Annotated in this window: 17 protein-coding genes and 1 riboswitch; of the genes, 9 read left to right on the forward strand and 8 right to left on the reverse strand. The window is 71.8% G+C overall.

Annotated features, from left to right (window positions below; all coding sequences use genetic code 11):
* Nucleotides 1–4 precede the first annotated feature (4 nt).
* Nucleotides 5–865: a cysteine hydrolase family protein gene (locus A4W93_RS24715; RefSeq protein ID WP_085753143.1), complete on the reverse strand. Its 861-nt coding sequence runs from the start codon at nucleotides 863–865 to the stop codon at nucleotides 5–7.
* A gap of 173 nt (nucleotides 866–1038) precedes the next feature.
* On the opposite strand from A4W93_RS24715, the gene A4W93_RS24720 reads away from it, so the two are divergent.
* Both A4W93_RS24720 and A4W93_RS24725 read left to right on the forward strand, forming a co-directional pair.
* On the forward strand, nucleotides 1039–1284 hold the full coding sequence (locus A4W93_RS24720; protein WP_085753144.1) for a hypothetical protein: 246 nt from the start codon (nucleotides 1039–1041) through the stop codon (nucleotides 1282–1284).
* A gap of 31 nt (nucleotides 1285–1315) precedes the next feature.
* Complete coding sequence (locus A4W93_RS24725; RefSeq protein WP_169726586.1) at nucleotides 1316–2299, forward strand: CYTH domain-containing protein; 984 nt, start codon at nucleotides 1316–1318, stop codon at nucleotides 2297–2299.
* Here A4W93_RS24725 and A4W93_RS24730 read toward each other — a convergent pair.
* The 6 genes from A4W93_RS24730 to A4W93_RS24755 form a co-directional block, all read right to left on the reverse strand.
* Nucleotides 2251–3372 carry a tetratricopeptide repeat protein gene (locus A4W93_RS24730; RefSeq protein WP_085753146.1) on the reverse strand — a complete coding sequence of 374 codons (1122 nt, stop codon included), beginning with the start codon at nucleotides 3370–3372 and terminating at the stop codon, nucleotides 2251–2253. The genes A4W93_RS24725 and A4W93_RS24730 overlap by 49 nt on opposite strands.
* The gene (locus A4W93_RS24735; RefSeq protein WP_085753147.1) at nucleotides 3369–5270 is read right to left on the reverse strand and encodes a bifunctional metallophosphatase/5'-nucleotidase; all 1902 of its coding nucleotides are present in this window, start codon (nucleotides 5268–5270) and stop codon (nucleotides 3369–3371) included. Before A4W93_RS24735 ends, A4W93_RS24730 begins: the two co-directional genes overlap by 4 nt.
* A 14-nt stretch (nucleotides 5271–5284) precedes the next feature.
* Nucleotides 5285–5881, reverse strand: coding sequence for a hypothetical protein (locus tag A4W93_RS24740; protein WP_085753148.1), 597 nt, complete (start codon nucleotides 5879–5881; stop codon nucleotides 5285–5287).
* 64 nt (nucleotides 5882–5945) lie between these two features.
* The gene (locus A4W93_RS24745) at nucleotides 5946–6131 is read right to left on the reverse strand and encodes a hypothetical protein (protein WP_085753149.1); all 186 of its coding nucleotides are present in this window, start codon (nucleotides 6129–6131) and stop codon (nucleotides 5946–5948) included.
* Nucleotides 6132–6207: 76 nt separating this feature from the next.
* A complete protein-coding gene (locus A4W93_RS24750) occupies nucleotides 6208–7230 on the reverse strand; it encodes a transporter (protein WP_085753150.1) in 1023 nt (340 codons plus the stop codon).
* 71 nt (nucleotides 7231–7301) lie between these two features.
* Nucleotides 7302–7706 (reverse strand): response regulator, encoded by a 405-nt coding sequence (locus tag A4W93_RS24755; protein ID WP_157782229.1) that lies wholly within the window; start codon nucleotides 7704–7706, stop codon nucleotides 7302–7304.
* Nucleotides 7707–7860: 154 nt separating this feature from the next.
* On the opposite strand from A4W93_RS24755, the gene A4W93_RS24760 reads away from it, so the two are divergent.
* The 7 genes from A4W93_RS24760 (at nucleotide 7861) to uca (ending at nucleotide 17407) form a co-directional block, all read left to right on the forward strand.
* The gene (locus A4W93_RS24760; protein WP_169726587.1) at nucleotides 7861–9231 is read left to right on the forward strand and encodes a sensor histidine kinase; all 1371 of its coding nucleotides are present in this window, start codon (nucleotides 7861–7863) and stop codon (nucleotides 9229–9231) included.
* A gap of 257 nt (nucleotides 9232–9488) precedes the next feature.
* Nucleotides 9489–9602, forward strand: a riboswitch (guanidine-I (ykkC/yxkD leader).
* A gap of 66 nt (nucleotides 9603–9668) precedes the next feature.
* Nucleotides 9669–10664, forward strand: a complete 996-nt coding sequence (locus tag A4W93_RS24765; RefSeq protein WP_085753152.1) for an ABC transporter substrate-binding protein — start codon at nucleotides 9669–9671, stop codon at nucleotides 10662–10664.
* Between the two features lie 4 nt (nucleotides 10665–10668).
* Entirely contained in the window at nucleotides 10669–11463 is a 795-nt protein-coding gene (locus A4W93_RS24770) for an ABC transporter permease (RefSeq protein WP_085753153.1), read from the forward strand.
* Entirely contained in the window at nucleotides 11460–12281 is an 822-nt protein-coding gene (locus A4W93_RS24775; RefSeq protein WP_085753154.1) for an ABC transporter ATP-binding protein, read from the forward strand. The genes A4W93_RS24770 and A4W93_RS24775 overlap by 4 nt, the downstream gene beginning before the upstream one ends.
* Nucleotides 12278–13054 (forward strand): urea amidolyase associated protein UAAP1, encoded by a 777-nt coding sequence (locus tag A4W93_RS24780; RefSeq protein ID WP_085753155.1) that lies wholly within the window; start codon nucleotides 12278–12280, stop codon nucleotides 13052–13054. Before A4W93_RS24775 ends, A4W93_RS24780 begins: the two co-directional genes overlap by 4 nt.
* A gap of 10 nt (nucleotides 13055–13064) precedes the next feature.
* On the forward strand, nucleotides 13065–13712 hold the full coding sequence (locus A4W93_RS24785; protein ID WP_085753156.1) for an urea amidolyase associated protein UAAP2: 648 nt from the start codon (nucleotides 13065–13067) through the stop codon (nucleotides 13710–13712).
* Nucleotides 13713–13789: 77 nt separating this feature from the next.
* A complete protein-coding gene (uca, locus tag A4W93_RS24790) occupies nucleotides 13790–17407 on the forward strand; it encodes an urea carboxylase (RefSeq protein ID WP_085753157.1) in 3618 nt (1205 codons plus the stop codon).
* Here the strand turns inward: uca and A4W93_RS30745 are convergent.
* On the reverse strand, nucleotides 17394–18923 hold the full coding sequence (locus A4W93_RS30745) for a methyl-accepting chemotaxis protein (protein WP_269466972.1): 1530 nt from the start codon (nucleotides 18921–18923) through the stop codon (nucleotides 17394–17396). The genes uca and A4W93_RS30745 overlap by 14 nt on opposite strands.
* Between the last annotated feature and the right edge of the window lie 96 nt (nucleotides 18924–19019).

Genomic DNA, 19019 nt, shown 5'->3' on the forward strand with positions numbered 1-19019 from the left:
TCGTTCAACGGTTGCGCCAGGTGGCGAGCACCTCGGTGCTCGTGGCAAGCCGCGCTCCGCGTGCGGCCATGCCCTTCAGGAAGGCGTCGTGCTGCGCCTGGAAGCCGCCGACCGGGCTCATGCAGTCGGTCAGCAGCACGAGGCGGTCGGCGCGGCCGCCGGGCAGCTGGTCGACGAAGTCCTCGACGGTCGACTTGACGCAGTGGCTGCCGGCCTCGCCCGCGACGATCAGCGTGTCGGCCCGTTCCAGCACGCCCAGCAGGCCCTGGTTCAGCAACGTGTCGGGGTCGGACGGGTCGGGCACCTCGGCCTGCAGCGCGCTGTAGTGTTCGGTCCAGAGGTTCGAGCCCTTCGCGACCTTGCGCACCACCTTCAGCTGGCGCACTTCCCACGTGTTGTAGGCCGCGCGCACCGCGGCGTGCACGCCATGGCCCCAGCTGCCGATCTCGCAGTGCACGGGCCACACCATCAGCACGTAGCGGCCGCGGGCCTCGAGCGCCTCGACGTACTGCAGCGCCCTCGTCTGCGCCGAGGCGTCGCGCGTGCGGTACGTGCCCGCGCGCACGTCGGCGGCCGTGATGGCGGTGAACGGGGCCACGTCGCCGCCATCGCCCCGTTGCCAGAACGTGGGGTGCGCGATGTGCAGGCGGTTGTGGCTGTCGAGGGTGACGGTGATGTCGTCGAGCCGGTCGCCCGCATCGCGGATGAACGCGGCGAGGCGTTGCAGGTCGGCGTGGGCGCCGGCCACCGGCAGCGCGGGGGTGGTGCGTGCGCCCGACACGGGGTCGGTGGGGCACCACGATTCGGGCAGGTCGCAGAAGTCGTTCTGCGGGTCGATGATCAGCAGCTGGGTCGAGGCGGTCATTCATCTCTCCTTCGGTGTGAGGCCACTGTACCGCAGAAAGATGCACAGTACAACTTATTACGTCCCGAAGGGTCTTCCATCCCCTTCCCGCCGGTCGTGCACCCCGGGCGAGCGGCATGGATCTCGCTTCGACGACCGGGCCCATCCTTCACCCCGCGACACGGAGGAACGCCATGCACCAGCCCGACTCGCCCGACTCCGACCTGCTGCCCATGGAGGCCGCGGTTTCCGAAGTGTTGCCGAAGTTCGGCATCGCGTTCTTCACCGATGGGCGAAGCCGCACCTGGGGTGCCACGCGCACCACGCTCGGGCCCGCGCTCGACGACCTGACCGAGGGGCAACGGGTGCGCCTGTACCTGCTCGACCGCGATGGATTTTCCATCGTCCGCCATTGCGAGGTGCTGCAGGAGGCGCGGTAAAGTCGGCGGTCCGAAGGACACGGCCGCCCCCATGATCGAGATCGAACTGAAGTTCCAGGTGCCCGCCGCGGCACGCGACGCCGTGGCCAAGGCCATGGCGTCCGGCCGCAGCGAACGCACCCGCCTGCAGGCCGTCTACTACGACACCCCCGACCGCCGGCTGGCCGCCGCCAGCGCCGCGGTGCGCCTGCGCCTCGAAGGCTCCCGCTGGGTGCAGACCGCGAAGGCCGGCGATCCGCACGGCATGCAGCGGCACGAGCACAATGCCCCGGTCGATGGTGCGGCCGACGGGCCGCCGCCCGCCCTCGACCTCGCGCGCCACCAGGGCACGCCGGTGGGCGGCCTGATCGCGCGCGCCCTCGCCGGTGCGGCACCCGCACCGCTGTTCCGCACCGACGTCCACCGCACGCACCGCGAGGTGCGGGCCGGCAAGGGCACGCTGGAACTCGCGCTCGACATCGGCGAGATCACCGGCGGCGACCGGCGCTGGCCGCTGCACGAGCTGGAGATCGAACTGGTCGACGGCGATCCCCTCGCCGTGCTCGATGCCGCCTCGTGCTGGGTGGCGCGGCACGGGCTGTGGCTCGACGTTCGGTCGAAGGCCGAACGGGGCGATCGTGTGTCCCGCGGGGTCGACACGGGCGAGCCCGTGGTGGCGTCGTCGTGGCCCGCGAACCCGTCGCTGCGGCAGGTGGCCCGCCTGGGCCTCGCGCACCTGCTGCCCAATGCGAGCGAGGTGGCGTCGGGCACGTTCACGCCCGGCCACCTGCTGCAGGTGAACGACGCGCTGCGGCGCATCGTGGGCACGCTGCCCTCGTTCCCGGAAGCCGATCCGTCGTGGACCCCCACGCTCACCGGCACGCTCGCGGCCACGTCGGACGCCGCCACGGCCGTCGACGCGCTGCGCCAGCCGGCATTCACCCAGGTGCTGCTGGCCCTGCAGGCCGTGGCGCTGGTGCCGGAAGGTCAGCCGGTGACGATCAGCTGCACCATGGACCCGAGCACGTTCTCGTAGACCTCGTCGGCACCCGCCCGCGCCGTCACCGGCGCTGCGGGTTCGATCCCGGCCAGCAGTGGCGCGAGGGCCGAGACCGGCAGCCAGCGGTCGCCGTCGCGCAGCCCGGCGAACTGGCCGGCCGCGTTGAACACGCCCCCGCCAGCCGCGCCCGCGGGGGCATCGATGCCGAGGCGCCGCCGCCGGGCCACCCGGTCCGACGCGCCCAGGAACCCGGCGTGCAGCCAGGGCCAGGCGGCATCGCCCCCTTCCGAAAACGCCACCGTGTAACCGGGGCTGCCCGCGAACGGGTCGCGTGCGGCGAGCCCCGCCGCATGACCGGGCGACGCGAGCACGGCGACCCCGAGGTCGGTGTCGACCCGTTCGACGGTGGCGGTGGCCGCACGGCCCAGGCCGTCGCGCACCCACATCGACGAGGCAGCGACCGAACGCGCGGGCACGAGCACCCGCCCCGGTGCCACGCGCACACCGGAGGCCATCACACGGTGTCCCGCCGGCAACGTGTCGCCCGTGGGTTGCGGCGCCATGCGATGGGGCGTGTCGAGCAGCACACCGTCCGCCACCGGCCAGGCCGAGGCGAGCTGGCGTGCGGTGGCGTCCACCACGGCGTCACCGGCCCAGCGCGATTGCGCGAGCGCCAGCGTGCGCTGGCCCGCGTCGAGCTGCCCGCCCAGCCGCAACAGCCAGGCGTACAGCGCCCCCGGCGCCGCGGCCTCGCGGTGTCCGCCCGCGGTGTGGGCGCAGAACGCGAGCGCGCGGCGGTACTCCCCGGCCTGCAGCCAGGTTCGCACGAGGCCCATCTCGGTGTCGGCGGCATGGAGCAGGGCCGCCGCCCGTTCGAACGCCACCTGCGCGGCGTCCGTGTCGCCCCGGACCAGCGCGGCCTCGCCCGTGGCGAGCAGGGCCGCGCGGTCGGCCATGGCGGCCGCCTGGTGCACGCGCGGGTCGTTGACCCGCGCGGCCCGCTGCGCCATCAGTTCGCGCAGGCGGACCTCGCTGGCGGTCTCGGCGGCGGCCACGCCCGGCCCGGCGGCGAGCCAGGCCAGCAGCGTGCGTCGCCGGAGGCCGCTCACGGCAGGCGCGTGATGCGCGGCAGCTTCAGCGCCGGGTCGGCCGGGTCGTAGGCCGGCGCCGGGGCCTTGTAGCCGCTGCTCAGGTAGGCGATCAGCGCGTCGATGTCCTGCGCACCACCCAGCACCGCGGTGCCGCCCATCAGCACGGTGAAGCCGTCGCCGCCGGTCGCGAGGAAGTTGTTGACCGTCACGCGGTAGGTCTTCGTGGGGTTCAGCACGAGGCCGGCGCGCACGATCTCTTCGGCAACCCCGGCGGACACCGGCGGCACCACCGACACGTCGGTGGGCGTGAGGCTCAGGTCGACGATCTTCGCGCACGGCGCGGCCGAGGCGCTCCACGAGTACTTCACACCGTTGGACACCTGCAGGATGCGCTGGCCCGTCTGGCCGTTGCAGCCGGCGAACTGCTGCTCGAGCAGGTCCTTGAGCTGCTGGGCCGTCAGCGTCATCGTGACGAGGCTGTTGCCGAACGGCTGCGTGGTGAACGCGTCGCCGTAGGTCAGCGCGTACGGGTACGCGGCGCCGGTGAAGCCCGGGTTGCGCACGCCGCCCGGGTTCATGAAGGCGGCCACCGCGCCACCGAGGCCGGCGGGTTGCGTGGCCATCAGCTGCGCGTCGGCGATCAGGCTGCCGGCGGGCATCTCGCCAGCGGCGTTGGCGGTGTTGGGCAGCGCCGTGGTGATGGTGCCGATCACCTGGCCGGCGAGCGGCGACGCGAGCGCGGCGTAGCCGTCGACGAGGTTCTTCGTGGCCGGGTTCGTGGCCACGGCCTGGATCAGCGCCGGGTCGGTGCGGTCCACGAGGCGGTTGGTGGCGGCCACCGAGACCACGTCGCGCGTGGCGGTGTCGATGGTGAGGTCCACGTCGGTCAGCACGCGGCCGAAGGCGCTGGCGCTCGTGACGGGCACGAGGCGGCCCGTCTTGTTCGGCAGGCCCGTGGGACGCGGCGTCACGGTGACGGCACCGGCGACGCTGCGCACGTCGACCGTGCCGGCCGAGCAGTTGTAGGCCGCGTGCGTGTGGCCGCTGATCACGAGGTCGACGGCGTTGTCGAGCTTCTCGACGATCTTGCCGATGTCGGAGGCGCCACCGCCCGCGACGGCGAGGTTGCCGTCGCAGCCGTTGATGTCGCCGAGGTTCGGGCTCGACTGGAAACCGCCCTGGTGCACCAGCACGACGATGGACTCGATGCCTTGCGCGCGCAGCTTCGGCACGAGCGCATTCACCGTGGCGGCCTCGTCGTTGAACGTGAGGCCGGCGACGCCGGTGGGCGTGACGATCGACGGCGTGGCCTTGAGCGTCATGCCGATGAATGCCACCTTCACGCCGTTGAAGGTCTTGACGCCGTAGGCGGGCAACAGCGTGCGGCCGGTGGCGGTCTCGACCACGTTGGCCGACAGCCACTTGAACTTCGCGCCGTCGAACGTGCCCGGCGCGCCGGAGCCGAGGCCGCGGCAGCTGTTCGGGTCGGGCAGGCCGTTGGTGGTCTTGCAACCGCCGTTCTGCAGGCGGCGCAGCTCGGCCGAGCCCTTGTCGAACTCGTGGTTGCCCACGGCGTTGAACTCGAGGCCGATCTGGTTGAGCGACTCGATGGCGGGTTCGTCGAAGAACAGCGCCGACACCAGCGGCGAGGCGCCGATGAAGTCGCCGGCACCGACGACCACGTGGTTCGGGTTGCCGGCCTTCAGGCGGGCGACGGCGGCGGCGACGAACTCGGCGCCCCCCACGGCCGGGCGCTGGGCCGCGGGCACGGTGGTGTTGACCCCGAAGGTGCCTGGCGATTGCAGGTTGCCGTGGAAGTCGTTGAAGCCGATCACCTTGACGGTGACGGTGGGGCCGGCGTGGGCCAGCGAGCAGGCCGCAAGGGCCAGGGCGGCGGCGAGGCGGGAGATCGTCATGGTGTGCCTCCCGTTCAGCCGCGGCGGCGGGCCAGGCCGGCGAACAGCGCGAGGCCGGCCACCATCATCGCGAGGGCCGGGGCCTCGGGCACCGGGGCCATCGTCAGGTTCACGGCGCCGGCGGTCGAGTTCAGCGGCAGCCCGTCGAACTGCACCGATTGGCCGAGGTACCCCGAGATGCGGTAGGTGCCCGCGCCGAGGGAGAACGTGGCGCTGCTGAAGTTCGCGGGGTCGGCCAGGGCGGCCGCGTAGTCGAGGCCGGCGTAGGCGGCGGTGTCGACCGAAGTGGCCGGCACGAACGACGTGCTGCCGAGCAGGCTGCCGAAGTTGCTCACGAGGAAGGTGTCGCCCGCGAAGCCGGCGTCGACGACGGTGAGGCTGCCGGTGAACCCCGAGGCGATCGTGAATTCGAAGAAGAGCTGCGCGCCGAAGGCCGGGTCGAGGCTGTTCGCGTTGTCGATCCATTCGACACCCTGCGACAGGGCATCGAGGTCGCTGACGTTGAAGCCGACCCACTGCCCGTCGGCGGCGAGCGACACGGTGGTGGCGGCGGCCGGGGCGGCCAGCGCGGCCGACAGCAGGCCGGCGGCGATCAGATGCTTCTTCGACACGTGGGATCTCCCTGTTGGAACGATCCCGTGACTTTCTTCACGGCGCATGACGCGCCTGTGAAGCTCAGAATGAGCAACCCAGCGTGCGCAGCGCCCGGCGCAGCAGCGAGGAACGGGTGGGCACCACCGAGGGCGGCCGGGTGCCGGCGCGCGCCATCGACGGCGATGCCAGCGCGTGGCGGTGGTACGTCGCGCTGCGCACCACGCGGCGCGCCGTCGTCGGGAACAGGGTCGGGGATCCGGGGGCCATCACTCACTCCTTGAATCAGCCTCACGCGATGGTGGGGGCCGACCGTGTCAGGGGAATGACGCCGCCGGAAAAACCTTCAGGGCTCCCGGTTCTTCCGGAAGGCGAGCCAGCCCAGGCAGCCGGTGAGCGCCGCCACGAGGCCCACCACCACGAGGAACCCGTGCGGGTGGTCGGCGAGCGGGATGCCGCCCACGTTCATCCCCAGCAGGCCGGCGATCAGGTTGATCGGCAGCGCCAGCACGGTCACGATCGTCAGCACGAAGAGGCTGCGGTTGTTCTGCTCGTTGACCTGCGCGGCCACCTCTTCCTGCAGCAGCTTGATGCGTTCCTGCAGCGACTGCATGTCGCGCAACACCACCGAGAACTCCTCGGTCGCCTGGCGCAGCTCCTGCACGTCGCGCTCGGCCATCCACGACGGCGGGTGCTGCAGCAGCCGGAACAGCGAGGCGGGCTCCGGCGCCAGCAGCCGCTGCAGGCGCACGAGCAGCCGGCGCAGCACGCCGAGCTTGGCCCGCTTGGTGTCGAGCTTGCCGGCGAGCAGCTGGTCCTCGATGTCGTCGATGCGCGCGGTGACACTCCGCACGATCTCGACGAGCACGTCGGCCTGGTCGCGCATCAGGTGCTCGAGCAGCTCGACCGTGGAGCGCAGCGGGATGCCCCCGCGCACCGCGCCGCGCAGCTTGTCGACCGAACGCAGCGGCTGGCGGCGGGCGGTCACCATCAGGCGCCGGTCCACGTGCACCCACAGCGTGGAGAGGTCCGACGGCTCGAACGAGAAGTCGAAGTGCACGTCGTTGATCACGGCGATCAGCACGTCGTCGGCGCGTTCGATGCGGGTGGACCGGGTGTCGTCCTTCAGGGTCTCGAAGAAGGTCTCGGACAGCCCGCCCTGCTCCGCGAGCCAGCGCTCGGCGGCGTTGTGGGACAGGTTGAAGTGGAGCCAGACGAACGCATCGTCGTCCACGCCATCGCCGTCGGCCTTCGCCCAGGCAATGGCTTGCGCGGCGTCGATGGGCGCCGCCGCCTGCCCCGGGCGGAGCAGGTAACCGCAGATCAGGCCCGTGTCGTCGGCGCCGTAGGTGGGTGCGCCAGTGTCCATGGCGGGTCCTCGCATCGAAAGAAAGCGGGGCCGACTGTAGCGGAAGCGCCAGGCGGCGCGGTGAAGAATGGTCAGCGGCCGGTGCGCCGAGCCGCCTCGTCCACCCACTCGCCGAGCGACGCGGCGAAGGCGGTCGCGTCCATCGGCTTGGTCAGGTGCCGGTCGAAACCGGCCTCCAGCGCACGGCGCCGGTCGTCGTCGTGCCCCCAGCCGGTGGCGGCGACGATCAGCACGCGGCGGCCCCAGTCGGTGGCCCGCAGCCGCGTGGCCACCTCGTAGCCGCTCAGGCCCGGCATGCCGATGTCGAGCACCACCACCTGCGGCCGCAGGCGTTCGGCCGCGACGAGCGCGGACGTGCCGTCATGGGCGACCTCGACGGTGTGCCCCTCGAACTCCAGCAGCATGGCCAGGCTCTCGGCGGCATCCTCGCTGTCGTCGGCGACCAGGATGGTGAAGGCACGCGGCTCGGGCGACACGGGCAGGGAACTCCTCGGGACACCCGCGCCAGCCGCGGGCAGCCCGTCATTGTGGGCCGGACGAAGGCGAGCCGCGACACGGCCTCCGTGACGGATGCCCCGACTTCCCGCCCCGCGCATAGACTCGTGGCTGTCACGAAGGGAAAACCCATCCATGCTGAGAACCATCGCGGAACGCTGGCTGCGCAAACGGTTCACGTTCCCCGTGCTGGTCATCGTCGCCGCCGGTCTGCTCGTCCTGAGCGAGGTCACCTACTTCCAGACGTCCGCCACGCTGCGCGGCGGCATCGGCTGGAGCGAGGCCCGCATGGCCACCGCCCGGCTCCAGCAGCTGATGACCGACGTGGAATCCGCCTCGCGCGGCTTCCTGCTCACCGGCCACGTCGACGACCTCGCCCCCTACCAGACCGCTCTGGCGGAACTGCCCGGCGCGCGGCAGGCCGTCGCCGACCACCTGGAGCGGCTGGGCCCCGCCGGCCACGAGACCGGCCGGCGGCTCGCGCTGGTGACCAGCGAGGCGCTGGCCGAGACCGCCGAGGCGCTCGCGCTGGCCCAGTCCGGCCGGCGCGACGCCGCCATCGCCCTGCTGGAGACCGGCCAGAGCCGCGAGAAGATGGCCGCGCTGCGCTACACCCTCGGCGAGCAGCTGCAGCAGACGGCGAAGTCGCAGGTCGCGTCGCGGGTCACGATCTTCGATTCGCTGATGGTCAACCGCCTCGGCGTCGGCGCGCTGGCCGTGCTGAGCGTGCTGGGCCTCTTCGTCTACATGGGCCAGCTCCACCTGCAGGACCAGGAGCGCAACCAGCAGCAGGCCGCACTCGCGCGCGAGCGGGTGCGCCTGGAGGACGAGGTGCGCCGACGCACCGCCGACCTGCGCGAACTCACCCAGCACCTGCAGACCGCCCGCGAGGACGAACGCGCCCACCTCGCCCGCGAGCTGCACGACGAACTGGGCGGGCTGCTCACGGCCATCAAGCTCGACCTGGCCCGCCTGCGCAACAAGCTCACCGACCGCGACGACCTGAAGGAACGGCTCGACCACATGAACCGCAGCCTCAACGAGGGCATCGCGTTCAAGCGCCGCATCATCGAGGACCTGCGGCCGTCCGCACTCGCCAACCTGGGCCTGAAGGTGTCGTTGGAGGCCCTGTGCAAGGACATGGCGGAACGCCTGGACGTGCCGGTGGACGCGCAGCTGACCGACGTGAGCCTGAGCCCGCAGGCCGACCTCGCGATCTACCGCTTCGTGCAGGAGGCGTTGACCAACATCGGCAAACACGCCGAGGCCACGAGCGTGAGGGTGACGCTGGGCCCGTCCGGCGACCGGGCGGTGGTGGAGGTTCGCGACGATGGCGCGGGCTTCGACACCACCCTGCCGCGGCCCGGCCACCACGGGCTCACGGGCATGCGCTTCCGCGCCGAGACGATGGGCGGGCGCGTGACGGTGACGTCCGCGCCCGGGCGGGGCACGCTGCTGCGCGCCGAGTTCCCGCGGAAGGTGTCCGACGAGGAACGGGCGGCCTGACGCGGCGTCAGCGCCGGTGGGCGCCGGGCCTCACGCCGCCGTAGCGCGCGGCGAAACCGGCGGCGAACACGGCCCGCAGGGCCTGCCACGAAAAGGGGAACGGGTTGAGTCGCATGACCGCGGCGACGCAAGGCCCATGCCGCGGCACCCTCCCGCTGGCGGTGCATCCGTGCCCTGCCATGGTGCCGAACGGGCCGCTTTTGCTGGCACACCGCTTGCAACCGTTCGGCTCGCGAGAAAGACCATCACGTCTTCTTTCACAGGATGGCTAGGGTTCCGGCTGCCGGCACGGCAGCGCTGGTCCGAGAGCCATCGGCCTGTCGCGGCCTTCACCGCACCAGGCTCCACGGCGGGACAAAAGCCCGGGAGATTCACTTCGGTCCGAGAGGACGGAGGTGGTGTCTCTCGCGCGCCCATCCCTCGTCCAGGAGCCTGTGATGTCCCGATTCCCCTCAGCGTTCGTCCGCCGTGCCGCCGGCGCGGTCACCGCCCTCGCATTCGGCCTCGCCGCCCTCGCCCCGCTGCCCGCCGCGGCCGAGGTGAAGGTCGGGGTGTCCGACTGGCCCGGCTGGGTCGCCTGGTACGTGGCCGAGCAGAAGGGCTTCTTCAAGAAACACGGCGCCGACGTCAAGCTCGTCTGGTTCGCCAACTACACCGATTCCATCGCCGCGCTGTCGTCCGGCCAGCTCGACGCCAACGCGCAGACCTGGTCCGACACGCTCGGGCCGCTCGCCAAGGGCCTGCCGCTCAAGGCCATCCTCGTGAACGACAACTCGGCCGGCAACGACGCACTGCTCGTCGGCCCGAAGGTCACGTCGTTCGCGCAGCTCAAGGGCAAGTCGGTCGCGCTCGAGCAGTACAGCATCTCGCACTTCGTGCTGGCCACCGCGCTCGCGAAGAACGGCATGAAACCGTCCGACGTGAAGATCGTCAACCTGCCCGCGGGCGATGCGGCCGCGGCCTTCCTCACGGGCCGGGTCGACGCCGCCGTGGTGTGGAACCCGTGGATCAGCAAGATCGAGACGAGCGGCAAGGGCCGCGCGCTCTTCACGTCGAAGGACATGCCGGGCCTCGTGCCCGACCTGCTCGTGGCGCAGGAGAAGGCGATCGCGTCCAAGCGCAAGGACCTCGTCGGCATGATCCGCGCGTGGTTCGACACCGAGAAGTTCATCCGCGAGCAGCCCGACGAGGCCGCGAAGATCATGTCGAAGGTCGTGGGCATGACCCCGGCCGAATACAAGGTCTTCATGCCGGGCACCCGCTTCTTCGACAGCGCCGCCAACAAGAGTGCGCTCGACGGCAAGCAGCCCCAGTCGCTCTCGGCCACCGCCCCCACCATCGCGGCGTTCCTCGCCGAACACAAGCTGATCGACGGCAAGCCCGACGCCGCCCGCGGCATCGACGCCACGCTGCTCGCCGACGCGCTGAAGTAAGGCCATGGCGACACCGTCGATGTGGGCCATCCGCCAGGCGATCCCGCGGCGGGCGTACGGGATGCTCGCCCTCGCGGGCCTGCTGATCCCGCTCGTCGCGTGGGCGTGGCTGAGTGCGTCGTCCGGGGTCAACCCGGTGTTCCTGCCCGGCCCGCTGAAGGTGCTGGAACGGATCCACACCTGGTGGACCGAGGACGACCTGCTCGGCGACACCGCGATCAGCACGCTGCGCGTGTTCCTCGGCTGGGCGCTGTCGGTCGTGATCGCCGTGCCCATCGGGCTCTTCATCGGCACGTGGCGCTCGGTGCAGGCGCTGCTGGAGCCGCTGACGGACTTCGTGCGCTACATGCCGGCCGTGGCCTTCGTGCCGCTCGTGATGCTGTGGGTGGGCATCGACGAAAGCGCGAAGATCGCGATCATCTTCCTCGGCTCGTTTTTCCAGATGGTGCTGATGGTGGCCGAAGACGTGCGCCGCGTGCCGCTCGCGCAGATCGAGGCGGCGCAGACGATGGGGGCCACGCGGCGCGAGGTGCTCGAACGCGTGATCTTCCCGTCGGCCAAGCCCGCGCTGCTCGACACGCTGCGCATCAGCATGGGCTGCGCGTGGACCTACCTCGTCGTGGCCGAACTCGTGGCCGCGAACTCCGGGCTCGGCTTCTCGATCCTGAAGGCCCAGCGCTTCCTGCAGACCGACAAGATCTTCGCCGGCATCCTGCTGATCGGCCTGATCGGGCTCGTGATCGACCAGCTGTTCCGACTCCTCCACCGCAAGGTGTTCCCGTGGATGCACACCCGATGAAGATCGAATGCCGGCAGGTCTTCAAACAGTTCGGTGCGGTCACCGCGCTGCAGGACGTGAACCTCGCCATCGCCGACAACGAGTTCGTCACGTTCGTGGGCGCGTCGGGCTGCGGCAAGTCGACGCTGCTGCGCACCATCGCCGGGCTCGAGACCCACAGCCGCGGCGAGGTGCTGGTGAACGGCCAGCCCATCGCCGGCCCGGGCCGTGACCGCGCGATGGTGTTCCAGCACTACAGCCTGTACCCGTGGCTGTCGGTGACCGGGAACATCCGCTTCTGCCGCCAGCTCGACGCCCAGACGAACGGCCGCACCAGCGCCGACGTGGAAGCGGCCTCGGGCCGGGCCGACGCGCTGCTGCAGCTGATGGGCCTGTCGGCCAGCGCGAACGCGTACCCGAACCAGCTCTCGGGCGGCATGCAGCAGCGCGTGGCCATCGCGCGGGCGCTGATGGGCAAGCCCGAGATCCTGCTGATGGACGAACCCTTCGGCGCGCTCGATGCGCAGACGCGCGAGGTGATGCACGACCTGATCCTGCACGTGCACCGCCTGGAGAAGACCACGCTCGTGTTCGTCACGCACGACGTCGAGGAGGCGATCTACCTCGGCCACCGCATCGTGCTGATGGCGCCACGCCCCGGCCGCATCGACACGATCTACGACGTGCCGCTGCCCCGCGAGCGCACGCAGGACATGAAACACAGCCCCGAGTTCCTGGCGCTCAAGCGCCGGCTGCTCGACCGCATCCGCGAAACCTCGGGCATGGCCACCGACCTCGAACAGCTGGCCCGCCTGAACCGACAGGAGACTTCCGCATGAACGACCAACCCATCGTCGACGCCTTCCCGCACTGGCAGCGTTTCGCCGCCGACCTGCCCGCGGACCGCGTGGTGTGGAGCGAGGTGCTGCCCGGCGGCGCGCACTGGAGCTGGCGGCTCTCGCGCGGCACGGCGCTGCGGTTCGCGGCGCTGGACGACCGCGCGAACTGCTCGGTCGTGCTGTACGCCGCGCACGACCCGCTCGAACGCTACAACCTGCCCGACTCGCTGAAGGCGCAGCACACCGCGCACTACACGCGCGGGCACACGCTGATGAGCGACATGGGCAGGGCGCTCGCGTCGTTCACGCACGACACGCTCGGCTGGCACGACCCGTTCGGCGGGTTGCTGGACAGCGCCCGCATGGCGCAGAAGTACGGCGAGCACCGCTACGAGGTCCACCGCAACGCGATGTACCGCTCGGGTCGCGACGGGCTGCTGGTCGAGATCGGCAAGCACGGCCTCACCGCCCGCGACCTGATCGCGCCGGTCAACCTGTTCAGCCGGGTGACGGTGGACGCCAACGGCCGTTTCGTCTTCGACGACCAGCGGAAGACGGCAGGCGCCTCGGTGGAACTGCGCTGCGACATGGACGTGATCGTGGCCGTCTCCACCGCGCCGCACCCGCTCGACCCCCGGCCCGGCTACCAGCCCGGCAAGGTGGGCATCGCCGCGTGGAAGTCCGGGGCGGCCCCGGCCGACGACTACTGCCGCGGCTTCCGCCCCGAATGCGCCCGGGCCCTGCACAACGCCGACGTCTTCGCGCTGGCCTGAGGAACACGCCATGAACACGCTGAAAGAGAGCCCGCTCGACGTCGCCACCGCCGTCGCCCGCCACCGCCTGCCCGCCGGAGAACCCTGGCTCGCCGAGGTGAAGCGCGGCCAGACGGTGCGCATCGTCGACCTCGAGGGCAACCAGGCCGCCGACATCCTCTTCTACAACCGCCACGACCCCGCCGAACACTACGACGCGGCCGGCACGATGCTCGCCGAAGGCGGCATCTACCTGAGCACCGGCTCGGTGCTGCGCTCGAACGCGGGCAACCCGCTGCTGACCATCGTCGCCGACACCTGCGGTCGCCACGACACGCTGGGCGGCGCCTGCGCGGCCGAGAGCAACACCGTGCGCTACGCGCTGCAGAAGAAGTTCATGCACTCGTGCCGCGACAACTACCTGCTCGCGATGGCGAACGCCGACGTGGGCCTGACCAAGCGCGACCTCGTGCCCAACGTCAACTTCTTCATGAACGTGCCGGTCACCCCAGAGGGCGGGCTCGAGTTCGCCGACGGGGTCTCCGGCCCCGGCAAGTACGTGGAGCTGCACGCCGAGATGGACGTCTGGATGCTGGTGTCCAACTGCCCGCAGCTCAACAACCCCTGCAACGCCTACAACCCGACGCCCGTCGAGTTCGTGTTCTGGGACCCGGCCTGAACGGGCCCGTGCGGCGGGACGACCCGCTGCACGAAACCGATCCCGCCGGGACGACCCGGCACCAGGGACCTGACCCGATGACCACCACCGGAACCCGTTTCGACACCGTGCTGATCGCCAACCGCGGGGCGATCGCCTGCCGCATCATCCGCACGCTGCGGACGATGGGGCTGCGTTCGGTCGCGGTGTACTCCGAGGCCGACGCCGACTCGGCCCACGTCGCCGCCGCCGACGCCGCCGTGTGCATCGGCCCGCCGCCCGCGGCGCAGAGCTACCTCGACGCCGACCGCATCCTCGCCGCGGCCAAGGCCACTGGCGCAGGCGCCATCCATCCCGGCTACGGCTTCCTCTCGGAGAACCCCGGCTTCGCCGAGGCCTGCGAGGCCGCGGGCATCGCGTTCGTCGGCCCCACGCCGGAACAGATGCGCGCGTTCGGCCTCAAGCACACGGCCCGCGCGCTGGCCGAGCAGCACGGCGTGCCGCTGCTGCCCGGCAGCGGGTTGCTCGGTGACCTCGCCCATGCCGAGGCCGAAGCCCTGCGCATCGGCTACCCGGTGATGCTCAAGAGCACCGCGGGGGGTGGCGGCATCGGCATGCGGCTGATCCGCTCGGCCGCCGAAATGGCGCCGGCCTGGGAGGCCGTCGAACGCCTCGCCCGCGCCAACTTCAAGGACGCCGGCCTCTTCCTCGAGAAGTTCGTCGAACGCGCGCGGCACATCGAGGTGCAGCTGTTCGGCGACGGCCACGGCGAGGTGGTGGCCCTCGGCGAACGCGACTGCTCGGCGCAGCGGCGCAACCAGAAGGTGCTGGAGGAAACGCCCGCGCCGGGCCTGCCCGCCGACACCCGCACCGCGCTGATCGACGCGGCGCTGCGGCTCGGGCGTGCGGTGGGCTACCGTTCGGCCGGCACGGTGGAATTCGTGCTCGACGCCGACACCGGCGCGTTCTACTTCCTCGAGGTCAACACGCGGCTGCAGGTGGAACACGGTGTCACCGAACAGGTGACCGGCATCGACCTCGTCGCGTGGATGGTGCGGGTCGCACGCGGCGACCGCTGGGCACTCGCCGTGCCCGAGCCCACCGGCGTGTCGATCCAGGCGCGGCTGTACGCGGAGGACCCCGCCCGCCAGTTCCAGCCCAGCGCCGGCCTGCTCAACGAGGTGGTGTTCCCGGACGACGCCCGCGTCGAGACGTGGGTGGCCGCGGGCACCGAGGTGCCCGCGAACTACGACCCGATGGTCGCCAAGCTGATCGTCACCGGTTTCGACCGCGCCGACGCCGTGCGCCGCATGCAGGCGGCACTCGCCGCCACGCGCCTGGCCGGCATCGAGACCAACCTGCGCTACCTGCGCGAACTGGTGGCCTCGCCGGTGTTCGTCGGCGGCGAGGTGGTGACCCGGTCCCTCGCGGACTTCACGTACCGCCCGAACGCCGTGGAGGTGCTCGACGCCGGCGTGCTGACCACCGTGCAGGACCACCCCGGGCGCCTGGGCCACTGGGACGTGGGCGTGCCCCCGTCCGGCCCCATGGACGACCTCGCGTTCCGCCTCGCCAACCGGCTGGTGGGCAACACCGCCGAGGCCGCGGGCCTCGAATGCACGATCGGCGGGCCCACGCTGCGCTTCCACGCCGACGCGGTCGTCGCGGTGTGCGGCTCGCCAATGCCGGTGACCCTCGACGGCCGGCCGCTCGCCCCGTGGCAGGCCCACGCCGTGCCGGCCGGCGGGGTGCTGAAGATCGGCGGCGGTGCGGCCGCCGGCGCCCGCGCCTACCTCGCGGTGCGCGGCGGCCTCGACGTGCCGCACTACCTCGGCAGCCGCTCCACGTTCACGCTCGGGCAGTTCGGCGGGCACGCCGGACGCCAGCTGCGCGTGGCCGACCTCGTGCACATCGGGTCCGACATCGCGGGCGAAGTCTCCCCGCCGCTGCAGGCCGTCCCGGCCTACGGCCGCACGTGGACGCTGTCGGTGCTGTACGGCCCGCACGGCGCCCCCGACTTCTTCACGCCCGACGACATCGACACGTTCTTCGGCGCGACCTGGGAGGTGCACTACAACTCGAGCCGCACCGGCGTGCGCCTCGTAGGCCCGAAGCCCCAGTGGGCGCGACCCGACGGCGGCGAGGCCGGCCTGCACCCGTCGAACATCCACGACAACGCGTACGCGATCGGCGCGATCGACTTCACCGGCGACATGCCCGTGATCCTCGGCCCCGACGGTCCGAGCCTCGGCGGCTTCGTGTGCCCCGCGGTCGTGATCGCGGCCGACCGCTGGAAGCTCGGCCAGCTGCGCGCGGGCGATACGCTGCAGTTCCGCCGCGTGACGCTCGACGACGCGGTGGCCGCGCTGCAGGCGCAGGACCGGTTCGTCGAGACCTTCGAGGCGCCGCCCGCGCCATCCGACACGCACGCGCCCCTCGACTCGCCGGTGCTGCTGTCCGTCCCCGCGTCAGCGGGCCGACCTGCCCTCGTCATCCGCCGCGCGGGCGATCGCTACCTGCTCGTCGAGCTGGGCGAACTGCAGCTCGACATCGCGCTGCGCATGCGCATCCACGGCCTGTACGCGGCGCTGTCCGGACGCGCGCTCCCGGGAGTGATCGACCTCACCCCGGGCATCCGCTCGCTGCAGGTGCACTTCGATCCGGCGCGGCTGCCCCACGCCACGCTGATCGACACGATCGTGGCGCTGGACGCGGCCCTCGGCGACACCGACGACCTCGAGGTGCCATCGCGCACCGTGTGGCTGCCGCTGTCGTGGGACGATCCATCGACGCGCCTCGCGATCGAGAAGTACATGCAGTCGGTGCGGCCCGACGCGCCCTGGTGCCCGAGCAACATCGAGTTCATCCGCCGCATCAACGGCCTCGACTCGATCGAGGCGGTGCAGCGCACGGTCTTCGACGCGAGCTACCTCGTGCTGGGCCTCGGCGACGTGTACCTCGGCGCGCCGGTGGCGACGCCCGTGGACCCGCGCCACCGCCTCGTCACGACGAAGTACAACCCCGCCCGCACGTGGACGCCCGAGAACGCCGTGGGCATCGGTGGCGCCTACATGTGCGTGTACGGCATGGAAGGCCCCGGCGGCTACCAGTTCGTGGGCCGCACCCTTCAGATGTGGAACCGCTGGCGCGACGAACGTTCGGGCGCGCGCGACTTCGAGGCCGGCAAGCCGTGGCTGCTGCGCTTCTTCGACCAGATCCGCTTCTACCCGGTCGGCGAGGCGGAGCTGCACCGCATCCGCCGCGACTTCCCCGCCGGCCGCTACCCGCTGAAGGTCGAGGCGGGCCGCTTCGGCATGCGCGGCTACCGCGCCTTCCTCGACGAACACGCCGACGACATCTCGGCGTTCCGCACCACCCAGCGCGCCGCGTTCGCCGCCGAACGCGAGCGCTGGCGCGAGGCCGGCCAGGCCGAGTTCATGGGTGACGACGCGGTGTCCCTCCCGCCACCCGCGGGCGACTTGCCGGCAGGCGCCCGCGCGGTCGCGAGCCCGGTGCCGGGCAGCGTGTGGAAGGTGGTGGTGAACGAGGGTGACACGGTGGCCGAGGGCGACACGCTCGTCGTGGTGGAGTCGATGAAGATGGAGTTCCCGGTGCCCGCGCCGTGTGGCGGCACGGTGCGTTCGTTGCGCTGCCGCGCGGGCGGGTCGGTGGCGGCGGGGCAGGACGTGGCGGTGATCGACGTCACGCCAGCCTGAACGCGGCCACCGCCTGCACGAGCCGCGCGGCCTGCCCCTTGAGGCTCTCGGCGGCCGCCGCGCTCTGTTCGACGAGCGCGGCGTTCTGCTGCGTCGTCTCGTCCATCTCGGTGATGGCGCGGCCCACCTGGTCCACGCCCGCGCTCTGCCGGGTGCTGGCCTCGCTGATCTCGCCGACGATGCCCACCACGCGGCGGATGGCCGCGACGATCTCGTCCATCGTGCGGCCCGCCTGGCCCACGTAGGCGGTGCCGGCGTCCACGCGTTCGGCGCTGGTGCCGATCAGCACCTTGATCTCGCGCGCGGCGTCGCCGCTGCGGCCGGCCAGCGCGCGCACCTCCTCGGCCACCACGGCGAAGCCGGTGCCGGCCGCGCCCGCGCGTGCCGCCTCGACCGCGGCGTTGAGCGCGAGGATGTTGGTCTGGAACGCGATGGCGTCGATGACACCGATGATGTCTTCGATGCGGCGGGCGCTGTCGGCGATGCCCTGCATCGTGTCGACCACCTGCCCCACCACCCGCCCGCCCTCGGCGGCGAGGCCCGAGGCGTCCAGCGCCAGCTGGTTCGCCTGGCGCGCGCTGTCGGCGTTGTGGCGCACGGTGTCGCCCAGCTCGGCCATCGTCGCGGCGGTCTGCTGCAGCGCGCTCGCCTGCCGTTCGGTGCGCACCGACAGGTCGTGGTTGCCCTGGGCGATCTCGGCGCTGGCACCCGCCACCTGAGCGGCGTTGCCCTGCACGTCGCGCACGATCGCGCCGAAGTCGGCCTGCAGGCGCCCCATCGACTGCAGCAGCCGCACCGTCTCGTCGTTGCCGTCCGGCCGCACCGGGCCGGTGAGGTCGCCCTGCGCGAGGCGGTCGGCCACGTCCACCGCGTGGGCCATGGGACGGGTCATCCGGCCGGCGAGCCACCACGACGCGGCGGCCATGCCCGCGAACGCCAGCACCAGCACGACGGCCAGCACGGCGCGGGTGCGGCGCACGTTGGTGGCCGCGTCCTCGTTGACACGCACGCCGCGCTGCTCGATGGAGTCGGACAGCGAGGCCATCTGCTTCTCGAGTTCGGCGAAGGCGGCCTGCAGCGTGGCCATGGCCGTGTCCGCATCGGTGCGCCCCTCGCGCGCGGCCACGACGAGCCCCTGGGCGGCCTCGATGTAGCTCGTCACCAGCGGCTTCACCGTCGCGAGCGCGGTGCGGCTGTCCTCGTTCAGCGGCAGCGCGTCGAGGCGCGCCAGCGCGGCGTTGAACGTGTCGGCATGGGACTGCAGGCCCTCGCTCGCGGCCTGGATGCGGGCGGGCTCCTTCTGCAGGAGGCCGAAGAGGGCCATCTGGCCGTCGGCGCGGATGGCGTCGTGCATCATGTCCGCCTCCTGGCTGGCCTGGAGCGCCTGGCTCGCCTGCACGGAGGCTTCGATGGCCCCGCCGAGCCGCACGGTGGCGACCAACCCGATGCCTCCCACCGCCGCGGCGACCACCGCCCCCGCGAGGCCGAGGGCCATGACCTGCTTGCGCAATTTCATTCCGGGGGCTCCTTGTCTGGCCGGAGCTGCATCCTCGGCCCGGAGCCGGGGAGCCGTCAATGGCACAACCCGCTTGCTCGCCGGGTGCATGACCAT

The organism is Piscinibacter gummiphilus (assembly GCF_002116905.1).
Taxonomy (GTDB): Bacteria; Pseudomonadota; Gammaproteobacteria; order Burkholderiales; family Burkholderiaceae_C; genus Rhizobacter; species Rhizobacter gummiphilus.

Excerpts from the sequence above, each read along its gene's own strand:
- A4W93_RS24760 (WP_169726587.1), top strand. The coding sequence starts at position 7,861 with ATGCTGAGAACCATCGCGGAACGCTGGCTGCGCAAACGGTTCACGTTC.
- A4W93_RS24765 (WP_085753152.1), top strand. The coding sequence starts at position 9,669 with ATGTCCCGATTCCCCTCAGCGTTCGTCCGCCGTGCCGCCGGCGCGGTC.
- A4W93_RS24775 (WP_085753154.1), top strand. The coding sequence starts at position 11,460 with ATGAAGATCGAATGCCGGCAGGTCTTCAAACAGTTCGGTGCGGTCACC.
- A4W93_RS24750 (WP_085753150.1), bottom strand. The coding sequence starts at position 7,230 with ATGGACACTGGCGCACCCACCTACGGCGCCGACGACACGGGCCTGATC.
- A4W93_RS24780 (WP_085753155.1), top strand. The coding sequence starts at position 12,278 with ATGAACGACCAACCCATCGTCGACGCCTTCCCGCACTGGCAGCGTTTC.
- uca (WP_085753157.1), top strand. The coding sequence starts at position 13,790 with ATGACCACCACCGGAACCCGTTTCGACACCGTGCTGATCGCCAACCGC.
- A4W93_RS30745 (WP_269466972.1), bottom strand. The coding sequence starts at position 18,923 with ATGAAATTGCGCAAGCAGGTCATGGCCCTCGGCCTCGCGGGGGCGGTG.
- A4W93_RS24725 (WP_169726586.1), top strand. The coding sequence starts at position 1,316 with ATGATCGAGATCGAACTGAAGTTCCAGGTGCCCGCCGCGGCACGCGAC.
- A4W93_RS24735 (WP_085753147.1), bottom strand. The coding sequence starts at position 5,270 with ATGACGATCTCCCGCCTCGCCGCCGCCCTGGCCCTTGCGGCCTGCTCG.
- A4W93_RS24715 (WP_085753143.1), bottom strand. The coding sequence starts at position 865 with ATGACCGCCTCGACCCAGCTGCTGATCATCGACCCGCAGAACGACTTC.
- A4W93_RS24745 (WP_085753149.1), bottom strand. The coding sequence starts at position 6,131 with ATGGCCCCCGGATCCCCGACCCTGTTCCCGACGACGGCGCGCCGCGTG.
- A4W93_RS24770 (WP_085753153.1), top strand. The coding sequence starts at position 10,669 with ATGGCGACACCGTCGATGTGGGCCATCCGCCAGGCGATCCCGCGGCGG.
- A4W93_RS24720 (WP_085753144.1), top strand. The coding sequence starts at position 1,039 with ATGCACCAGCCCGACTCGCCCGACTCCGACCTGCTGCCCATGGAGGCC.
- A4W93_RS24785 (WP_085753156.1), top strand. The coding sequence starts at position 13,065 with ATGAACACGCTGAAAGAGAGCCCGCTCGACGTCGCCACCGCCGTCGCC.